This is a genomic window from Microbacterium croceum, from assembly GCF_023091245.1.
In the GTDB taxonomy this organism is placed as follows: domain Bacteria; phylum Actinomycetota; class Actinomycetes; order Actinomycetales; family Microbacteriaceae; genus Microbacterium; species Microbacterium croceum.
In genome coordinates this window covers 1,559,680-1,578,393 of record NZ_JAHWXN010000001.1, presented here as the reverse complement: position 1 = coordinate 1,578,393, position 18,714 = coordinate 1,559,680, and the positions used below count along the sequence as shown (strand labels likewise).

Below are 18,714 nucleotides of genomic sequence, written 5' to 3'. Positions count from 1 at the left end.
GGAGCGGAGACGCCGAAGGGGTGACGGATGCGTTCCCGTCACCCCTCCGATCTTCAGACCGTGCGGCGGCGCCGCGCCACCATGACGCCGCCCGCCGACAGCAGCAGCAGCGCGAGTGCCGTTGCCGCCACCGGGAGGGCGCCGCCGGTGTTCGCGAGGCCGCCTTCGCCTGCGCCTGTGCCGCCGCCGTCCGTGGCACCACCCGATGCCGCGGTGACGCGCAGGTCGCCCCAGCCGATCAGGTCGCCGTCGGCGTCGTACACCGCGATCCGATGCGCACCGGCTGCCGCGTCCGCGGGGATGGTGACGGTGATGCGGCCGGAGGCGTCCAGCGCCCCCGAGACCAATTGCTGCGGGTCGGAGTACATCCAGACCGAGACCTCGGTTCCGGCCTGTGCGTCGCCGACCGTCACGATGACCTGCTGCCCTGCCGCGGCGACCGAGGGGTTGATCGTGACGCCGTTGCGGTTGTCGTCGTTCAGTGCGGAACCGGGGAGCGGCGGGTTCGTGCCCGGCGTCTCGTCGTCGCTGCCCGGCAGGGTGCCGGTGCGCAGCGACTGCGAGGCGAAGCCGTCCGCGAACCACCAGACCGGTCGCTGACCGTCGACCGACAGCGAGGCCGGAGCCGTCGCGAATCCCTCGTTGTTGATGTCGGGCATCCCGGCCGGACGCGCATGGTGCGCGAGGCCCGGCTTCGCGGTGCCGTTCAGCGTGATCTCGGCCGAGCGCCCCTGGCATCCGTCGTCGCACACGGCCCAGAGCACGTCGCGGACGCTGTCGTAGTCCAGCGCCATGACCCCGGTCAGGCCGGGAGCGATCTCCGAGACGAGGGTCGCGCCCCCGTCCGCGGCGAGCGCGAAGCCGTACACGTGCCCGTTGTCCTCGACCGCGACGAAGAAGAGCCCCGAGCCGTGTCCCGCGTAGTCGGCGGGGTCATAGGCTGCGCCGGTGTTGTCGTCGAACAGCTTCCCGGCGAGTGCGGCATCCGGAACCCACTGCACCGCCTCCATGCCGAGGTTCGCGCCGACCGTGGGGAGCAGGGCAGTGAGGTCCCACTGCTGCTGGGCCACCAGGTCACCGGCTGCCGCATCGGGATCGACCCTCAGCACGATGTTCTGATTGACGCCCTTCGCGCTGTTGTCGCGCTCCGAGGCCACGTACACGAAGCCATCGCCGTCGACCGTGATGCCCTCCGTATCGGGGCCCGCAGCACCGGGGTTCGAGGCATCCTTCTGGAAGCGCACGCGCTTGCCGTCCGTCCAGCCGTCGACCTTCTCCACCGAACCGTCGGCGTGCGCCTCGAGCTTCCAGATGCGGCCTTCGCCGTTGTCCACCGCCCACAGGAACGCGCCGTCGGCGGTCTCCTGCACGTCCAGACCCGAGGAGTCCTCCAGGAAGGTCGGCACGTCGTCGAGCACCCGCACGTCGGCGGAACCGGGCCACGGCGTCACCGCGATCTCGCCCGCGCACACATTGGCCATGCCCTTGGTCGGCTTCTCCGTCACGCCGAACGCGCCCGTGGTGTCGGGGCAGCGTCCCCACGTGGTGGCGGCGTGTCCCGCTCCCCACGTCGTGCTGTCCACGAGCAGGTCTCCGTCGAACAGGCGCACGGCGTCACCGCGGCCGAGTCCGAAGCCGAGGGACTCGCGCTCGATCACCAGGTAGCCGCCCGCGGCGATCGTGGTGCCGGCCGGCACCGTGAAGGCGTGCGCGTCGTCGTCGTCCTTCACGACCACGCCCGACACATCGACCGCGCTGTCGGTCGGGTTGACCAGCTCGATCCAGTCGTCCGGAGATCCTCCGTCGGACTCGACCTCGTTGATGCGCACGGGGTTGCCGCACGCGTTGCGCAGCCCCTTGGTCGACACCGCGATGTCGACGAACTCGCCGGTCCCATCGGCGCAGCGCGCCAGCACACCCGCGGCGTGCGCGGTGTAGACATGCTCGTCGACCGTGTTGCCGGTGGCGTCGCGAAGGGTGACCGTGTCGCCGTTGCCGAGGCCGAAGACGAAGTTCGTCGGCTGGTCGAACACGAAGTACGCGCCGGGAGCGAGCAGCGTGCCCGCCGGGAGCGGAGTCGCCTGGTCGGCGTGGCCGTTCGGGTCGTTGTCCATCACGGTCCACCCCGACAGGTCGACCGCGGTCGTGCCGGTGTTGAGCACCTCGACCCAGTCGGTGGCGTCGCCGTTCGACTCGATCTCGTTGATCACCACATCCGGCGTGACGCAGGCGTTCGTGGCTCCGGGCGTCGGGTGGGCGAGCACGAAGGCGCCCGCGCCGTCGGGGCAGCGGGCGAGCGTGGCCGCCGCGGCGTCGCCGCCGATCGCAGCGTGACCACTCCAGGGCAGCGTGTCGTCGATCAGCGCACCGGTGGCGTCGAAGAGGCGGATGCGGTCGGCGCTGCCGATGCCGATCGGATCGCGGAAGGCGGTCTCGATACCGGACACCAGGCCGATCGTGCCCTCCTCGACCACCAGGTAGGCGCCGGCGCCGATCGTGGTTCCCGGCCGGAACTGCCAGCGGTGGTCATCGGAGTTGTCGCGGATCTCGTAGCCCGAGATGTCGAGGGCCGCCGTGCCGGGGTTGTAGAACTCCACCCAGTCCGCCGGCTGCGAGTCGACCTCGTTGATCACGATCGAACCGTCCACCGGGGCGACCGAGCAGTCGTTCGCGCCACCGGGCGTCGCCGCAGTCGCGTGCGCCCACTCGCCGGTTCCATCGGGGCAGCGGGCCCAGACCGCGATCGGCGCGGTGTTGGCGTAGGCGTAGGCGTCGACCTCGGCGCCGCTCGGATCGTAGAGCACGACCTCATCACCCTTGCCGAGGCCGAAAGGGAAGTCGATGTCCTTCACGAGCACCAGGAACTCCCCCGGCGCCAGGGTGGTGCCCTCCGGCGCCTGACCGAAGGCGTCACGCTTCTCGTCCGAGATCTTCCAGCCGTCGAGGGAGACGGTCGTCTCACCGGCGTTGTAGATCTCGACCTGATCGGCGAGACCCGTCTGGGCCGCGTCGTAGACGATCTCGTTCAGCACCAGGCCGGGTGCTGCCTCCGCCTCCTGGATCGCGGTGGGTGTGTTGTCGGACGTGGCGCCGATGGCGGCGGCGGGGGCGGCGAGCAGGGCGGCAGCGCTGAGAGCGCCGACCACCGAGACTGCGACCCCGCGGAGCAGGCGGGACATGGGACTCCTGTGTCGGGTGCGCGAACGGGTACCCGACCACCCCACCGATGTCGCGTGGCCACCGCACGACCCGCGGATGTACGCCGCGTGAACACGGGGTTGCGGTTCGCCGCCGACCGCCGCCGACCGTCAAGCGATACGCGTGCCCGGGGGCAGGCGGCGCGCGGGGGTTCGCGTGCGCGCCCAGGCGCCGGCGAACAGCGAACCGGCGAGCACGACCTGCACGCCGAGTCCCACGAACCAGCTCGGCACGGTCGAGTCGATCGTCTCCCGTGCCGTCGGGTAGTTCCCCTCGATGTCGCAGTCGTCCCAGCGCTGTTCGAGCGGCGACAGCTGCGCCGTCCGCACGCCGAGCTTGATCTGGCCGAACAGATCGACCGGATAGCCGTCCTTGGAGAACTCGGTCGGCGTCGCGTCGGCGAGCACCACGAACGGGTTCGCGGCGAGCGCCCACCAGACGAGATCGAACCGCGGCACCTCGTAGGTGTAGGTCTCCCAGTTCTCGCAGTCGACGTTGCCCGCGGAATCGTAGGGCCGCGAGTACGTCGTCGCCTCGCTGCGCACCGCAAGCCCGCCGAGCGCGAAGGCGATGAGGGTGCCGATCACGAGGCCCGCCACGACCAGATAGGTCGTCGCGACCGAGAACAGCGGACGCGCGATGAGTCCGCTCAGCCCCACCCCGATCGCCGCGACGATGACGATCTCGACGATCAGCACGAGCAGCGACACCAGCAGCACGCTCAGATCGGCGCCCCCACCGATCAGCGAGACCGCCAGGAAAGGCACGGCCACCACGAGGAACGCACCGCCGGTCGCGACAGCGGCGAGCAGCTTGCCGATCATGATGTCGCCGGTGGACGCCGCCGTCACCTGCACCGCCGCGAGCGTGGCGGCATCGCGGTCGCCGTTGATCGTGTTGCCGCTGAGAGTGGGCGAGACCAGCACGACCAGCAGCAGCACCATGTTCACGACGATCGAGTAGACGCCGGCACCGCCGAAATCGTTCCAGGAGTACACCGCGTAGGCCAGGATCGTGACGCCGAGCAGCACGACGGCGAACACGCCGAGCAGGATGTACCAACCGACGCTGCGCAGCCGCTGGGTCAGTTCGAGCCGGGCGATCGTGGTGATGTGCGAGATGCTCATGCGTCGGCCTCCGTCGAAGTGGGGTGGGTGGGAGGGGCCGGTGCGGGAGGAGGCGGCGGCGATGCCGGGGCCTGATGCGCCTCCTGCTCCCTGAGCGCCAGGAAGGTGTGCTCGAGCGCGCTCTGGGCCGGCGCGAACTCCGATACCGGTAGTCCCGCCTCGACCAGGCGCCGCAGGGCGTCGGCGGCCGCTTCCTCGCTCGGCAGACCGAGAAGCACCGCGCCACGATCGGCACCGAGCGACTCGGGCGCCACGCCCAGTGTCGAGGCGACCTGCCAGGAGTCCGCATTCAGCCGTTCGGCCGAGGCGCCGGCGAGTCGGATCCGCCACGCCCGAGCGCTCGCCTGGGCCGGTGCAGCGTCGACGACCGCGCCCGCGACCAGGAACACGGCGTCGTCCACGACCTCTTCGAGTTCGGAGAGGACGTGGCTGGAGATCAGCACCGTGCGGCCTTCGGCGGCGAGACGCCGCAGCAGCACCCGCAGCTGCACACGGGCCTCGGGGTCCAGTCCCGACGCCGGTTCGTCGAGCAGCAGCACCTGCGGATCGTGCACGAGGGCCCTCGCCAGTCCAAGCTTCTGCTTCTGCCCGCGGGAGAGCACCTTGGCAGGCGAATCGGCGAGCTCGGCGAGTCCGACGAGGTCGAGCAGCTGCGCGGCGCGGGGAGCCGCATCGGTCCGGGAGATGCCGTACAGCCGCGCTGTGGTGACGATCGTCTCGCGTGCGGTGAGCGAGGGCCACGCCCCCAGTGCGTCGGGCATCCACCCCAGCAGACGCCGGGCGGCCAGCGGGTCCGATGCCGGATCCACGCCCCCGATCCTGATGCTGCCGGAGTCGGGGGCGAGCAGCGATGCGAGCATCAGCAGCAGCGTGGTCTTGCCTGCGCCGTTGGGCCCGACGAGCCCGGTCACCCGCCCTTCCTCGGCGCGGAGGGTCGCGCCGCGCACGGCCTGGACCGATCCGAATGATCTGCTGACGGCGTCGACGACGATTCCACTCATGCGGCCAGTCTGGCATCAGAGCCGCTGGTACCTCGGGACCTCGGGGCGGATGCTCAGGAGGAGACGATCACAGGTGACATGATCGGAGGATGCGCACGATCCTCAACATCATCTGGGTCATCCTGGCCGGCTGGGCCCTGTTCCTCGGGTACCTGTTGGCCGGCGTGCTGCTGTGCATCCCGATCGTCACGATCCCGTGGGCGATCGCCTCGTTCCGTATCGCCCGCTATGCGATCTGGCCGTTCGGCCGCGAGGTCGTGAGCAGGCCCACCGCGGGGGTCGGGTCGTTCCTCGGCAACGTGCTCTGGGTCATCCTGGCCGGCTGGTGGCTGGCGATCGGCCACATCATCTCGGGCCTCGCGCTGTGCATCACGATCATCGGCATCCCGATGGGCATCGCCGATTTCAAGATGGTGCCGATCTCACTCATGCCACTCGGCAAGGAGATCGTCTCCAGCCGCAAGGGCGCGTTCGATCGAACACTGTGACGCCGGCACCTCGGTGCGCGCACTGACGGCGCCTCAGCTGCGGAAGAACCCCACGCCCAGATCGGGATGGTCGACGAAGACGCCGTCGACGCCGGTGCGCGCGATCACGCCCCACTCGGCCTCGTAGTCGCCGTAAGCACCGCCTCCACCGGAACCGCGGAACTCCGGAGAGAGGAATCCGTTCTCGGGCCGACAGGTCCAGGTGAAGACCTGGAGCCCTCTGGCGTGCGCATCCGGCACGATCGTGTTGCCGCGGGCGAGCAGCATCTTCTTGTCGACGCTGATGCCGTCCACGCGGCCGACGAGGTCGCCGAGACCCTGCGGGGTCACGGTGGCCTTGTAGGTGGGCGCCCGCGTGCCCTGGGCGACCAGGAGGTCGTAGGGCCGACCGGAGGCCTCGATCAGGTAGATGTAGGAGGCGGGGATGCCCCGATCCCGCAGCTGTGCGAGCACCGTCGACTCGAAGCTCTCGATGATCAGCGGGAGCTCGCCGTCGGCCCATCCGGCCGCCTTCAGGTCGCGTTCGATGAGCGGCGCGAGCTCCATGCCGATGCTCGCGAAGTACGTCGCGTGCTTGACCTCCAGGACCACGCCGATCTCGCGGCCATGCTCCACGGAACCTTCGCGCACGATGTCGAGCACGTCCACCAGCCGCAGGATCGCCTGCGAGCCGTCGAAGCTCGCGCTCGAGAGCCTCACCTCGGGCAGTCGCTCGCGCACCCGTAGGGTCGACAGCTCCGCCCACGTGAAGTCCTCCGTGAACCAGCCGGTCAGCGCCTGCCCGTCGACGCGCTTCGTGGTCTTCCGATCCGCGAACTGCGGATGGTCGGCGATGTCGGTGGTGCCGGAGATCTCGTTCTCGTGCCGCACCACCAGCACGCCGTCCTTGGTGGCGACGACATCCGGTTCCACGGCATCGACGCCCATCGCGAGCGCGAGCTCGTACGACGAGCGGCTGTGTTCCGGACGGTAGCCGGGCGCACCGCGATGCCCGATGACGAGGGGAGATTTCCTGGGCACGCTCTCAGCGTAGAACACCCCACCCGTGGCACCTCCCGGGTATCTTAGAAGGAAGCGACCTACGACACCCTTTTGGAGTGAGGCCCACCAATGAGCAACTTCGCATTCAACAACCCTGCGTTCAAGCAGCAGGATCCGCGCAACGTCGCGACCTACCCGGGCGGACCGCAGGCTGCTCAGGGTGCGCAGAACGCCTCCTTCCAGCACGCCGGAATCGACGCGGCGACCAACGCCCAGCTCGAGGGCATGTACGCCGCTCCTCCGGCCGGCGCCATCGAGACCGACCGCATGTCGGTCGAGGACACGGTGTGGAAGACCGCCGGCCTGTTCGGCATCCTGCTGGTCACCGCCGCGATCGGCTGGGTCTGGACGCTCGGCGGCGTCTCGGCCCCCGCGTACAACCCCTACAGCGACTTCCAGCCGAACATGCTGCCGTGGATCGTCGGCGCGCTCGCCGGCTTCGTCCTCGCGATGGTCATCACCTTCACCTCGCGCAAGAAGGTGCGTCCGGCACTGATCTTCGCCTACGCGGCTTTCGAGGGTCTCTTCATCGGTGGCATCTCGGCCTTCTTCGAGGTCCTGTACCCGGGAATCGTCGTCCAGGCCACGCTCGCGACCGTCTCCGTCGTCGGTGTGACCCTGGCACTCTTCGCCAGCGGCAAGATCCGCGCATCGAAGAAGGCCACCAAGATCTTCATGATCGCGATGATGGGCTACCTGGTCTTCTCGCTCCTGAACGTCGTGCTCATGTGGACCGGCATCAACGACAACGCCTTCGGACTCCTCAGCGCTAAGCCGTTCCTCGGCATCCCGCTGGGTCTGATCATCGGCGTCCTCGTCGTGATCATGGCCGCCTACTCGCTGGTGCTCGACTTCGACCAGATCCAGCAGGGCGTGCGCAACGGCGCTCCGCGCCAGTACGGCTGGCTCGGCGCCTTCGGCATCATGGTCACCGTGGTCTGGCTCTACATCGAGATCCTGCGGATCATCGCGATCGCCCGCAGCAACTGACATCCACATACGAAAGAGGCCCGTCTCCGCGAGGAGGCGGGCCTCTTCGCATATCCGAGTGGTGCCGCGCAAGGGGATGGCTCCGCGCTCGACGTGCGGCCAGAGTGGGCGGCACGAGCCCTGGTACCCCGGGGCTCACGAAACATTGGAGCTGACCATGAGCTTTCTCGGATTCCTTCTTCTCGGCCTCATCGCTGGAGCCATCGCGAAGCTGATCCTTCCCGGCAAGCAGGGCGGCGGATGGTTCATCACCCTGCTGCTCGGTGTCGTCGGCGCCATCCTCGGCGGGTGGCTCGGCAGCCTGATCCTGAACCGCCCGCTGACCGAGTTCTGGGACCTGGGCACCTGGCTCCTCGCCATCGGCGGCTCGATCATCGTGCTGCTGATCTACGGTCTGATCGCCGGACGCGGCCAGAAGGTGCGCGACTGACCGCACTGCGGTCACCAGAACCGCCCCGATCGTCGGCCCTGCTGACGATCGGGGCGGTTCGTCGTGTGCGCGACCTCAGCGCCCCGCGGCCTTGGCCTCGAGCAGCCCCCGCTCCCGGTCGTTGCCGGCGAGCGCGGCCGCGGCGGCGAACTCTCCTCTGGCCTCCTGCTCGCGACCGAGGCGCAGCAGCAGTTCCGCTCTGGTCGCAGGGAGCAGGTGATAGCCGGCGAGGGCACCCGAGGCGGCAAGCTGGTCGACGATGCGCAGAGCGGATGCCGGCCCCGTCGCCATGGCCACGGCGGCCGCGCGGTTGAGCTCGACCACGGGCGACGGCGCGATGCGGCCGAGCGCCTCGTACAGCAAGACGATGCGGTCCCAGTCGGTCTCCTCCACGGACGGCGCGATCGCGTGGCACTCGGCGATCGCCGCCTGCAGGCCGTACGGACCACGGCCTGCACCGAGTGCATCCGCCGTGGCCAGTGCGGCACGACCGCGAGCGATGCGACCCCGGTCCCAGCGTGCACGATCCTGATCCGCCAGCAGCACCGGGTCGCCATGCGCGTCGACCCGGGCGGGAAACCGCGCAGCCGTCAGCTCCATGAGGGCGACGAGACTGTGCACGTCGCGCTCGCGCGGCATCAGCGCCGCCAGCACGCGCGCGAGCCGGATGGCCTCGTCGCTCAACTCGGGGCGCATCCAGTCGGAGCCGCTGCTCGCGGAATGGCCTTCGTTGAAGATCAGATACAACACCCCGAGGATCGCTCCAAGCCGTGCCGGGTGCTCGTCGCGGGGCGGCGTCTCGAAGGGCACGTGCGCCGCAGCGAGGGTCTTCTTCGCCCGCACGATCCGCTGCTGCACCGTGGCCGTCGGCACCAGAAACGCCCGCGCGATCTGATCGCTCGACAGACCGGCCACGACACGCAGAGTGAGCGCCACCTGCGCCTCGCGCGACAGCACGGGGTGGCACGAGATGAAGATCAGCCGCAGCACGTCGTCGTCGACCGCATCCGGGTCCCACGGCGCATCCGGCGCCTCGGCCTGCTCCCGCTCCAGATCGTGGGCGATCACGGCGATGCGGTCGTCGAGCCGCTCCTGACGACGCCAGCTGTCGATCGCCTTGCGCTTCGCGACCGCGGTGAGCCACGCGGCAGCATTGCGGGGCACTCCCTCGAGAGGCCACTGCCGGAGGGCATCGAGAAGCGCCTCCTGCGCCAGGTCCTCGGCGAGCCCGAAGTCGCCGACCAGTCTCGTGAGCGTTCCGACGATGCGGGCGGATTCGATGCGCCACACCGCGGCGACGGCGCGCTCCGTCGCCCCGGAGCCGGGTGCGGAGCGCGCCGTCGCGCTGTCAGGAGGGGCGTCGCTCATCTCACTGCTGAGCGCGACGCGCTTCTTCTTCTTCGCGCCAGCCCGCTTCCTTCTGGATCCACTCGTTGTCCGCCGGGAAGTCCGACATGTCGGTCACGCGGCGTACCTCGAGGAACGAACCCGGTCCGAGCGGGGCACGACTCGCCCACTCCGCCGCCTCCTCGCGGCTGGAGACCTCGAGGATCCAGAAGCCGTTGAACAGCTCCTTGGTCTCGCCGTAGGGGCCGTCGGTGATCAGAGGTGTCTCGGCGCTGAAGTCGACGACGAAGCCCTCGGCCGCATCGGTCAGCCCTTCACCAGCGGCGAGGACGCCGGCCTTGATCATGGACTCGTTGTACTTTCCCATGGCCTCGATGACCTGCTCGAACGGCATCTCCTTGTACGCAGCGACGGCTTCGTCGGTCGAGCGCATGATCAGCATGTACTTCATGAGGTTTCTCCTTGGTCTCTGGGCCGTCTGTCGACCCTCTCACTAAAGACGTCGAACGGAAACGACCGGGATCGACATCCCTCATAAGTTTTTCCGGAGATTCTCTTCCGAGTGGTCCTCCGGTCGCGAAGAGTGCGCTCGACGGGCCCAGGAGCGACCGGGTCCAGGAGCGACCGGAGCCGGGAGCGACCGATCAGGCGCGACGCGAGGGGCGCTGAACGACGTCGGCGATCACGGCGGTGAGGGCGGCGAGCGAGCGCTCGGGACTCCACGCTGCAGCGACGGCGGGACCCTCCGCGCTCAACCGGGCGCGGAGCTCGTCGTCCGTGAGCACACGCCGCAGGGCTTCCCCGAGCGCATCCACGTCGCCACCGGGCACCAGCACGCCGCCCCCCTGCTGCAGCACGTCGCGGATGCCGTAACGCGCGTCGTACGAGACGACCGGCGCCCCGTGCAGCAGCGCCTCGACGATCGACAGCGGCTGTCCTTCGAAGGCCGTCGCCGTCACCACCAGCGCGGCACGATCGAGCACGCGACCGGGGTCATCGGTGTACCCCGAGAGCACGACGCGGTCGGAGGCGCCGAGCTCGTCGATCAGGCCGGCGAGGCGGTCCTGCTCCGCCCCCCCGCCCCAGATCTCCATGCGCGTCCCCGGCACATCCGCGGCCAGGAAAGCACGGATCGCCTGGTCCACCCTCTTGCCCGGTGCCAGCCGACCGAGCACGACGACGAGGCCGTCCTCACGCAGGTCATCGCGCCGCGTGACGGCGGGGATCGGATTCGGGACGACCGCGTGGTGGGCGCTCGCGCCGAAACGGGCCACGACGTCGTCGCGCTGGGTCGCCGTCGGCCAGACGACCGCGTCGAAGCGATCGGCAAGACCCAGCCAGCGGGTCCAGAGCGTGTTCATCGGGGCGTCTGCCGTGTACGGCGCCTCGAGGTGGATCGTGTGGATCGTGTGGACGATGCGCACGCGCGGGTCCGCCCACGAGGCGATGAGCTCGCCGAGCTGACGCGACTCGCAGATCACCACGATCGGTCGCTCGCCCAGGCCGGCCGCGATGTGCCGCAGCCACGCCAGGTACAGACCGCCGAAACCTGCTACTCCCCCGACCGCAGTGCCGTCGGCGTCGAAGATCTGCACGGCCTCGCGACTCAGGTGCCAGTCGGGGTCGCCGGAGATGACAGGGAGCGCGACGAACGGCCGCCCTGCCGTGTCCGTGATGGTGCGGTACTCGACGCCGTCGCGCGCGGTGAGAGCGGGGTCCGCGGTCGCGCGCAGCCAGGCAGCCGCGCCGCCGTCGTGATCCCGTGCCTCATCGAACAGGTTGCGCATGCGCGAGGTGTCGGTGAGCGCGCCGCTCTGGTGGAACGTCGCGCGGTGCTCGGCATGAGCCTCGCGCGTTCCCGGGTCGAACGTCAGCAGCTGCGGTCCGGCACCGTCTGCGACACCGGCGCCGGCGAGTTGCCGGGCGCGCGCGAGCGTGGCGATCGTGTACCCGCCGTCGAGCCCCGGGATCAGGCGGCTCGACAGCACGAGGTACTCGGCGTCGGGGAGAACCGGCGCCGCATCGGGGAGCATCGCGCTCCCTACTCCCACTCGATCGTCCCCGGCGGCTTCGACGTGACGTCGAGCACCACGCGGTTGACGTCACGCACCCCGTTGGTGATGCGGTTGGAGATCTTCGACAGCACGTCGTACGGCAGACGCGTCCAGTCGGCGGTCATGGCGTCTTCGCTCGACACCGGGCGCAGCACGATCGGGTGGCCGTAGGTACGGCCGTCGCCCTGCACACCCACCGAGCGCACGTCGGCGAGCAGCACGACCGGGCACTGCCAGATCTCCTGGTCGAGACCGGCCTTCGTCAGCTCTTCGCGGGCAATGGCGTCGGCCTCACGCAGGATCTCGAGACGGTCAGCGGTGACCTCACCGATGATCCGGATGCCGAGGCCGGGCCCCGGAAACGGCTGCCGGCCGACGATGGCCTCGGGGATGCCGAGCTCGCGGCCGATCGCGCGCACCTCATCCTTGAACAGCGCGCGCAGCGGCTCGATCAGCTCGAAGTCGAGGTCATCCGGCAACCCGCCCACGTTGTGGTGCGACTTGATGTTCGCCGTGCCCGCACCGCCGCCGGACTCGACGACATCGGGGTACAGCGTGCCCTGCACGAGGAACTTGACCGGGGCGCCACCCGAAGCCTTCGCCTCGGCGACGAGGTCGAGCTGCACCTTCTCGAACGCGCGGATGAACTCGCGGCCGATGATCTTGCGCTTCTCCTCCGGGTCGGTCACCCCCTGGAGGTGACCGAGGAACGTATCGGCTGCATCGACCGTGATCAGACGCACCCCGGTGGACTCGACGTAGTCCTGCTCGACCTGCTCGCGCTCGCCCTTGCGCAGCAGGCCGTGGTCGACGAACACCGCGGTGAGCTGATCGCCGATCGCCTTGTGCACGAGGGCCGTGGAGACCGCGGAGTCGACGCCTCCGGAGAGCGCCGAGATCACGCGGGCATCTCCGACCTGCTCGCGGATGCGCTCGATCTGCTCGGCGATCACGTTGCCGCTGTTCCAGTCGGAGGCGAGTCCCGCACCCTTGTGCAGGAAGTTCTCGATCACGCGCTGGCCGTGGTCGGAGTGCTTGACCTCGGGGTGCCACTGCACACCGTAGAAGCCGCGCTCCTCGTTCGCGAAGGCCGCGACCTTGGTGGCATCCGTCGTCGCGAGCACGTCGAAGCCCTCGGGGGCCGTGGCGACCTGGTCGCCGTGGCTCATCCAGACGTTCTGCTCGACGGGCTGACCGCCCAGCAGGGTTCCGCCGTCACCCGTGATGACAGCGTCCGTCGCGCCGTACTCGCGCAGACCGGTGTTGGCGACCTCGCCGCCGAGGGTCTGCGCCATGTACTGGAATCCGTAGCAGATGCCGAGCGTGGGCACGCCGAGGTCGAAGACCGCCGGGTCCAGGCGCGGGGCGCCCTCCTCGTACACCGACGAAGGTCCGCCGGAGAGGATGATGGCCACCGGGTTCTTCGCCGCGATCTCCTCCGCCGTGGCGGTGTGCGGGACGATCTCGCTGTAGACGCCCGCCTCGCGGACACGACGGGCGATCAGCTGCGCGTACTGCGCGCCGAAGTCGACGACGAGCGCGGGGCGCTGCTGGGTCTCGGACTGCTCGGTCAACGGACACCTTCCGGGGCGGTTCTCGGGTCGGTCGCCGCGCCTGTCGATGCGGCGGCGGCCTCCCTGGTGGCGAGGTAGGACTTGACGTCGCGAGCGACGATCGCCTCCATGATGAAGGACAGCAGCGGGATGACGCCACCGAGCGCGAGCAGGATGAAGCGAAGGAACGGCCAACGCATGAGGCTCCACATCCGGAAGCACGCGAAGAGGTACACGACGTAGAACCAACCGTGGGCCACGAGGATGAACAGCGACAGGTTGAGACCGTCGCCCGTCGACTCGAGTCCCTCGGGGCCTTCGACGACCGGCGCGAACCAGAGCGGCCCACCCGATCCTCCGGCGAAGAGCTCGAGGTGGATCGGCGTGTACTTCAGCACCATCTCGGCGACCAGCAGGAGCAGCATCACTCCGGTGATGATCGACGCGATCTGGTAGAACTTCAGCGCACCGCGGATCGCCGGAAAGCTGGCGACTTTCGGTTCGGGCATGGGTCCAGTCTAGCCGCCGCCGATCGACGCTCGATCCTTCGCCCGGCCCCGGCCGCCGCTCAGGGCGCGGGAGGACGGGCGATCAGCAGTTCGGCTTCGCCGCTCACCTGCACGCGCCCCGCTGCGGCGGGGACGAGCACTGTCGCTCCCGCGGCGAGCGCGAGACCACCGAGGTCGGCGACGCCTCGGACGACCACCACGACCGAGAAGCCGGGCGCGATCGCGGCGGCACCGTGAACGGGCAGCCGCTCCAGGCGGAAGTACTCGTCGGCGGCTCGGGGGAGCACCGAGCCGGACGGGGGCGCAGCGTGCACGAGCGCTCCCATCTCGACGGCACTGCGCGCGGTGGTCGTCACAGCGGTGAGCGCGAGGTCGAAGCCCAATCCGAGGTGGCCCTCCCCCGGTCCGTCGATCGCGAAGCCGTCCCACTCGAGCAGGATCGACAGGTCCTCCGGCTGCTGCAGCTCGAGCAGCAGCACGCCGGCACCGATCGCGTGCAGCTCACCGGCGGGCACCCACACCACATCGCCGGGCCGCACCGGGATCTCGTGCAAGAGACCGAGGAGAGCGTCGACGTCCTGGCGGGAGACGAGGTCGGCGAGGACCTCCTGCGAGACCTCCTCGCGCAGACCGATGTGCACGGGGCCGCCCTCGAGGATGTACCAGGCCTCGGCCTTGCCGTGCGCGCGTCCGAGGTGACGCGCGGCGAAGTCGTCATGCGGGTGCGCGTGCACCGGCAGTCGTTGCCCCGCGTCCAGGAGCTTCACGAGCAGCCGGGCGTCCGCACCCCAGCGCCGGGCGTGGGCGTCGCCGAGCCAGCCGGTCGGGTCCTCCTCGATCGCATCGCGCAGCACGCGACCGCCGGGGAGCGTGGTCAGGCCGAGCGATTCCTCACCGCGGACGGTCGTGGTCGATGCGACCCAGTCCTCGGGCTCGTGCGCCGGGCTGCCGTACTCGCCACGGAAGGCGCACAGCGCCGCTCCTCCCCGGTAGAAGCGCTCCGGTGGCCGGTTCGATGCGAGGACGATCGGCTTCACCGCTGTCCTCCATCCCGAGCGTGCGCGGCGAGGAATCCGCCGACGAAGGTGTCTCCGAGGCCGATCGTCGTGGGCGTCTCGACATCGAGCGAGAACGCCGGTACGCCGACGGCGTCCGCCACCGCGTCCTCGACCGCAGCGACCAGCGCCGCTCCTCCACGATGCCGATCCATGCCGTCGGTCTTCGCGGCGTCCGCGGCGGTGAACCCGTCTCCGAGGCGGTACCGTGTCGCGGACACGCGTACCGCGCTCTCCAATGCCGCGCGGTGCGCGGCGGCGTGCGGGCCCACCGCGAGCGCCCAGTATCGGGTATGCACGACGAGGGCGGGGACGGCGATGATGGCGCGGATCTCCGCGAGCGCGCGGGTCACGTCGACGGGGTCGAGCAGGTCGACCGTGCGGCCGAGGTACTCCTGCAGCTCGTCCTCATTCATGCCGTACACATCGATGCGCGGCAGCAGTTGCGCCCGGACGGTCTCCGAGAAGGCGCGGGTGTAGAAGCCGGCATCCTCGTAGTAGACCAGCGCGTCGGCAGGCAGTGCGCGCATGGCCTGCTGCAGCTCATCCAGCCGCTGCACGAGCAGTGCGTGGTCCTGCATGGTGTTGAAGCCCGACACCAGGAACACCCCGGCCGTCCCGAGCACCTCGCCCAGCGCGGGTGCCAGACGCATCTCGCGATTCGGGGGGTCGTTCGCGAAGATCAGCCGGTTCGCGCTGGGCGAGATGATGTCACCGTCCAGCAGCCGCACACGGGCGCCGACGGGGTACTGCACGATCAGGTGCGGGTCGAGGGTGTCCTTCGTGGCAGAGGACACGAAGGACACCCTCGGCGGTAGCAGCCGGCGCACGTTGTCGTCGATGCTCACCAGATGCTGCACGCTGGGGATGCCGAGGCTGTCGAGCACGAGACCGGCCCGCACTCCGGTCCCGCCCAGGGTCGTCGCGTAGTCGAAGTGGGAGGTGAACGCCTCGACAACCTCTGACGACGCGACGAACCTCTCCGCCCCGATCCCCGCCGCGACGAGAGCGAGGACGGCGACCAGGAGCGAACGCTCATCGACGATCGGCGCCGACGCGGTCAGCTCGTGCCGGCGCACACGGTGCTCGAACGCCAGCCGATCGAACACCGCGGAGTCCCACCGCAGTTCGTAGTCGACTGTGCCGCCAAGCCCGAGCACGAGCTGCCTGTCCACGACTTCGATCATCCGTCGATCGCCCTCACCCTCGAAACGCGCTACCGGTCAGTACAGGTCGGCCTTGCCGTCTGCGCCGAACAGTCTGATCTTCTCAGCCGCGGTGACCTTCATGGCGGCGATCGGCTCGGGCTGGATCGCGTTCGGCTCACGCAGACGCTCGTCGGTGCCGAGGATCTCACGCATGCGGTTGTGGTACGAGACCTTGATGTCGCTCGAGATGTTGATCTTGTTCACACCGAGTTCCACTGCACGACGCAGCTCGGAGTCGGGGTTCGAGGATCCGCCGTGCAGCACGAGCGGGATGCCGACTGCGGCCTTGATCTGCTCGAGCAGGTCGTGGCGCAGCTCCGGGTTCTTCTCCGCGGGGTACAGGCCGTGCGAGGTGCCGATCGCGATGGCGAGGCTGTCGACGCCGGTCTCCTGCACGAAGCGCACCGCGTCATCCGGGTTCGTGTAGATGATCTCGGCGGCGCCGGACTCCCCGTAGCTGTCGTTCGCGCCGATGGTTCCGAGCTCGCCCTCGACCTGGATGCCGACGGCGTGCGCGGCTTCGACGACCTTGCGCGTGAGGGCGACGTTCTCATCGAAGGGGAGCAGCGATGCGTCGATCATCACGGAGGTGAATCCGGCCTTGATCGCCATGATCATCTGCTCGTAGGTACCGCCGTGATCCCAGTGGATCGCCACGGGGACGCTGGCGCGGTGCGCACGGGAGTGCATGGCGGCGATCAGGTCGGTCGTGATGTGCGAGACCTCGTCCGGGTGGATCGCGATGATGACCGGTGCGGACAGCTCCTCGCTGATGTCGATGATGCCGTTGAACATCGCCCAGTCGCTGATGTTGAACGCCGGGATGGCGAAGTTGTTCTCATTCGCGACGTCGAGGATGGATTTGCCGGTGTAGAGCACTTGATTTCTCCTGTTTCGTGGTGGTCGGAGCCCGGGACGGGACGTTGTCAGCTCTTCACGGATCCGGCGGTGAGGCCGCTGATGAAGTACCGCTGGAAGAAGAGGAAGAGGATGAGCACGGGGATCGAGCCGAGCACGCTCATGGCCATGATCTGGTTCCACTCGTAGGAGTGCTGCCCCATGAGGAGCTGGATGCCGATCGGCACCGTGCGCATGTCGATCGTGCGCGTCAGCGTCAGCGCGAACAGGTACTCGTTCCACGCGATCATGAACGTGTAGATGCCGACCGAGACGATGCCGGGTACCGAGATCGGAACGAGGATCCGCCAGAGCGCTGTCATGGATCCTGCGCCGTCCACCCGGACGGCCTCGTCGAGCTCCTTCGGAAGGGTGTTGAAGTAGCCGGTCATCATGATGATCGCGTAGGGCAGCGTGAACACCATGTAGGTGAGGATCAGCCCCGCGTAGGAGTTGTAGAGCCCCAGCGCGACCATGAGTCCGAAGTACGGGATCAGCAGCGTGATGGGCGGGACGGCCTGCACGCTGACGATCACCACGTTCAGGATGCGCTTGCCCCGGAACTCGAAGCGGCTGAAGGCGTAGGCCGCCTGGATCGCCACGATCAGGGTGAGGATGGTGACCGAGCCGGCGACGATATAGCTGTTCAGGAAGAACCGCATCGTCTCGGGGTTGGTGAAGATCGCCACATACGCGTCGAACGAGAAGGTGTCGGTCACCAGCCGCGGCGGGAGCTCGAAGATCTGCGTGTTCGACTTGAAGGAGCTCGAGAGCATCCACAGCACGGGGCCGGCGGCGAAGACGGCGCCGATGATGAGCCCGATCGTGAGGGCGGCCTTGGACGCCCGCTGTTGGTTCCTGACGGTGAGAGCCATGATCAGTCCCTCGCTTTCTGGTGACGGACGTAGAACACGGCGAGCACCATCGACATCAGCAGCACGAGGACGGCCGAGGTCGCGGCGAGCGAGAAGTCGTATTTGGCGAAGGCCAACTTGTAGGTGAAGGTGCTGAGCACCTCGGTGACGTCGATCGGGCCACCGCCCGTCGTCATCCAGATCAGGGCGAACTGCTGGGAGGTCCAGATCAGGTCCAGCAGCACCAGGCTCACGATGATCGGACGCAGCTGCGGGATGGTGACGTTCCAGAAGCGCTGCACGCTGCCGGCGCCGTCGACCGTGGCCGCCTCATGCAGTTCTGCGGGGACACCCTGCAGGCCGGCGAGCAGGCTCACCATGAAGAACGGGTATCCCGCCCAGATGTTGATGAAGATGATGGTGCCCAGCGCGAGCTGCGGGGACGCCAGCCATTCGATGTCGGTGTTGAGCAGGAAGTTGACGACGCCGTTCGGCGCGAGCAGCATGCGCCACAGGACCGCGATGACCGCGACCGTGAACAGCCACGGAAGGATGTAGAGGGCCCGGAAGATCGACCGCGAGAAGCGCCCGAGCAGCGGGCTGTTGAGCATCATCGCGAAGCCGAGACCGAGGATGAGGTGCGCGACCACGCTCGCCACCGTGAAGAGGATCGTGTTGCCGGTCGCCTTCCAGAAGCGCGGGTCGGAGAGGATCTCGACGTAGTTGGCGATCCCGACGAACTCGGGCGACTTGTTCAGGATGACGTTGTCCTGGAACGAGTACCCGATCACCATGACGATCGGCACGATCATCAACACGAAGAGCAGGATCATCGTGGGCGAGAGGAAGGCGTAGGACTCTGCGGTCTTGCGCAGCTGCCGGCGTCGGCGCGACGGTGCCACTCCGGTGACGATCACCTCGGTGTCGTCGGTCGTTCTCATGGTCATGGGAACTCGGGCTCC

At 68.8% G+C, this 18,714-nt stretch carries 17 protein-coding genes; 3 read left to right on the top strand and 14 right to left on the bottom strand.

Annotated elements, in window-relative coordinates:
- Nucleotides 1-53 precede the first annotated feature (53 nt).
- The 3 genes from KZC51_RS07500 to KZC51_RS07490 all read right to left on the bottom strand — a co-directional run bounded on the left by KZC51_RS07500 (nt 54) and on the right by KZC51_RS07490 (nt 5,326).
- The gene (locus KZC51_RS07500; RefSeq protein ID WP_247629372.1) at nt 54-3,179 is read right to left on the bottom strand and encodes a lamin tail domain-containing protein; all 3,126 of its coding nucleotides are present in this window, start codon (nt 3,177-3,179) and stop codon (nt 54-56) included.
- Nucleotides 3,180-3,308: 129 nt separating this feature from the next.
- Complete coding sequence (locus KZC51_RS07495) at nt 3,309-4,325, bottom strand: ABC transporter permease (RefSeq protein WP_247629371.1); 1,017 nt, start codon at nt 4,323-4,325, stop codon at nt 3,309-3,311.
- Complete coding sequence (locus KZC51_RS07490) at nt 4,322-5,326, bottom strand: ABC transporter ATP-binding protein (protein ID WP_247629370.1); 1,005 nt, start codon at nt 5,324-5,326, stop codon at nt 4,322-4,324. The genes KZC51_RS07495 and KZC51_RS07490 overlap by 4 nt, the downstream gene beginning before the upstream one ends.
- A gap of 89 nt (nt 5,327-5,415) precedes the next feature.
- Between KZC51_RS07490 and KZC51_RS07485 the strand changes: the two genes are divergently transcribed.
- Complete coding sequence (locus KZC51_RS07485) at nt 5,416-5,814, top strand: YccF domain-containing protein (protein ID WP_247629369.1); 399 nt, start codon at nt 5,416-5,418, stop codon at nt 5,812-5,814.
- Between the two features lie 33 nt (nt 5,815-5,847).
- Here KZC51_RS07485 and KZC51_RS07480 read toward each other — a convergent pair whose 3' ends face one another.
- Complete coding sequence (locus KZC51_RS07480) at nt 5,848-6,834, bottom strand: glycerophosphodiester phosphodiesterase family protein (protein WP_247629368.1); 987 nt, start codon at nt 6,832-6,834, stop codon at nt 5,848-5,850.
- A 90-nt stretch (nt 6,835-6,924) separates the two neighbouring features.
- Here KZC51_RS07480 and KZC51_RS07475 point away from each other — a divergent pair, with 90 nt between their 5' ends.
- Both KZC51_RS07475 and KZC51_RS07470 read left to right on the top strand, forming a co-directional pair.
- On the top strand, nt 6,925-7,845 hold the full coding sequence (locus KZC51_RS07475; protein ID WP_247629367.1) for a Bax inhibitor-1/YccA family protein: 921 nt from the start codon (nt 6,925-6,927) through the stop codon (nt 7,843-7,845).
- A 157-nt stretch (nt 7,846-8,002) separates the two neighbouring features.
- Nucleotides 8,003-8,275 (top strand): GlsB/YeaQ/YmgE family stress response membrane protein, encoded by a 273-nt coding sequence (locus KZC51_RS07470; protein ID WP_247629366.1) that lies wholly within the window; start codon nt 8,003-8,005, stop codon nt 8,273-8,275.
- 75 nt (nt 8,276-8,350) lie between these two features.
- On the opposite strand, the gene KZC51_RS07465 is transcribed toward KZC51_RS07470, so the two are convergent.
- From KZC51_RS07465 to KZC51_RS07420, 10 genes are all read right to left on the bottom strand, one after another.
- The gene (locus KZC51_RS07465; RefSeq protein WP_247629365.1) at nt 8,351-9,643 is read right to left on the bottom strand and encodes an RNA polymerase sigma factor; all 1,293 of its coding nucleotides are present in this window, start codon (nt 9,641-9,643) and stop codon (nt 8,351-8,353) included.
- A 1-nt stretch (nt 9,644) separates the two neighbouring features.
- On the bottom strand, nt 9,645-10,073 hold the full coding sequence (locus KZC51_RS07460) for a YciI family protein (protein ID WP_247629364.1): 429 nt from the start codon (nt 10,071-10,073) through the stop codon (nt 9,645-9,647).
- 193 nt (nt 10,074-10,266) lie between these two features.
- The gene (locus tag KZC51_RS07455) at nt 10,267-11,655 is read right to left on the bottom strand and encodes a glycosyltransferase (protein ID WP_247629363.1); all 1,389 of its coding nucleotides are present in this window, start codon (nt 11,653-11,655) and stop codon (nt 10,267-10,269) included.
- Between the two features lie 8 nt (nt 11,656-11,663).
- Entirely contained in the window at nt 11,664-13,250 is a 1,587-nt protein-coding gene (gene guaA, locus KZC51_RS07450; protein ID WP_247629362.1) for a glutamine-hydrolyzing GMP synthase, read from the bottom strand.
- Nucleotides 13,247-13,738: a DUF3817 domain-containing protein gene (locus tag KZC51_RS07445; RefSeq protein ID WP_247629361.1), complete on the bottom strand. Its 492-nt coding sequence runs from the start codon at nt 13,736-13,738 to the stop codon at nt 13,247-13,249. Before KZC51_RS07445 ends, guaA begins: the two co-directional genes overlap by 4 nt.
- A gap of 59 nt (nt 13,739-13,797) precedes the next feature.
- Nucleotides 13,798-14,775, bottom strand: coding sequence for a class I mannose-6-phosphate isomerase (locus KZC51_RS07440; protein ID WP_247629360.1), 978 nt, complete (start codon nt 14,773-14,775; stop codon nt 13,798-13,800).
- Nucleotides 14,772-15,980 carry an ADP-dependent glucokinase/phosphofructokinase gene (locus KZC51_RS07435; RefSeq protein ID WP_247629359.1) on the bottom strand — a complete coding sequence of 403 codons (1,209 nt, stop codon included), beginning with the start codon at nt 15,978-15,980 and terminating at the stop codon, nt 14,772-14,774. Before KZC51_RS07435 ends, KZC51_RS07440 begins: the two co-directional genes overlap by 4 nt.
- A 36-nt stretch (nt 15,981-16,016) precedes the next feature.
- The gene (locus KZC51_RS07430; RefSeq protein ID WP_247629358.1) at nt 16,017-16,880 is read right to left on the bottom strand and encodes a ketose-bisphosphate aldolase; all 864 of its coding nucleotides are present in this window, start codon (nt 16,878-16,880) and stop codon (nt 16,017-16,019) included.
- 47 nt (nt 16,881-16,927) lie between these two features.
- Nucleotides 16,928-17,773 carry a carbohydrate ABC transporter permease gene (locus tag KZC51_RS07425; RefSeq protein WP_247629357.1) on the bottom strand — a complete coding sequence of 282 codons (846 nt, stop codon included), beginning with the start codon at nt 17,771-17,773 and terminating at the stop codon, nt 16,928-16,930.
- A 2-nt stretch (nt 17,774-17,775) separates the two neighbouring features.
- Entirely contained in the window at nt 17,776-18,699 is a 924-nt protein-coding gene (locus KZC51_RS07420; protein WP_247629356.1) for a carbohydrate ABC transporter permease, read from the bottom strand.
- Nucleotides 18,700-18,714: the final 15 nt, after the last annotated feature.

Excerpts from the sequence above, each read along its gene's own strand:
- KZC51_RS07500 (WP_247629372.1), bottom strand. The coding sequence starts at position 3,179 with ATGTCCCGCCTGCTCCGCGGGGTCGCAGTCTCGGTGGTCGGCGCTCTC.
- KZC51_RS07495 (WP_247629371.1), bottom strand. The coding sequence starts at position 4,325 with ATGAGCATCTCGCACATCACCACGATCGCCCGGCTCGAACTGACCCAG.
- KZC51_RS07490 (WP_247629370.1), bottom strand. The coding sequence starts at position 5,326 with ATGAGTGGAATCGTCGTCGACGCCGTCAGCAGATCATTCGGATCGGTC.
- KZC51_RS07485 (WP_247629369.1), top strand. The coding sequence starts at position 5,416 with ATGCGCACGATCCTCAACATCATCTGGGTCATCCTGGCCGGCTGGGCC.
- KZC51_RS07475 (WP_247629367.1), top strand. The coding sequence starts at position 6,925 with ATGAGCAACTTCGCATTCAACAACCCTGCGTTCAAGCAGCAGGATCCG.
- KZC51_RS07470 (WP_247629366.1), top strand. The coding sequence starts at position 8,003 with ATGAGCTTTCTCGGATTCCTTCTTCTCGGCCTCATCGCTGGAGCCATC.
- KZC51_RS07465 (WP_247629365.1), bottom strand. The coding sequence starts at position 9,643 with ATGAGCGACGCCCCTCCTGACAGCGCGACGGCGCGCTCCGCACCCGGC.
- KZC51_RS07460 (WP_247629364.1), bottom strand. The coding sequence starts at position 10,073 with ATGAAGTACATGCTGATCATGCGCTCGACCGACGAAGCCGTCGCTGCG.
- KZC51_RS07455 (WP_247629363.1), bottom strand. The coding sequence starts at position 11,655 with ATGCTCCCCGATGCGGCGCCGGTTCTCCCCGACGCCGAGTACCTCGTG.
- KZC51_RS07445 (WP_247629361.1), bottom strand. The coding sequence starts at position 13,738 with ATGCCCGAACCGAAAGTCGCCAGCTTTCCGGCGATCCGCGGTGCGCTG.
- KZC51_RS07435 (WP_247629359.1), bottom strand. The coding sequence starts at position 15,980 with ATGATCGAAGTCGTGGACAGGCAGCTCGTGCTCGGGCTTGGCGGCACA.
- KZC51_RS07425 (WP_247629357.1), bottom strand. The coding sequence starts at position 17,773 with ATGGCTCTCACCGTCAGGAACCAACAGCGGGCGTCCAAGGCCGCCCTC.
- KZC51_RS07420 (WP_247629356.1), bottom strand. The coding sequence starts at position 18,699 with ATGACCATGAGAACGACCGACGACACCGAGGTGATCGTCACCGGAGTG.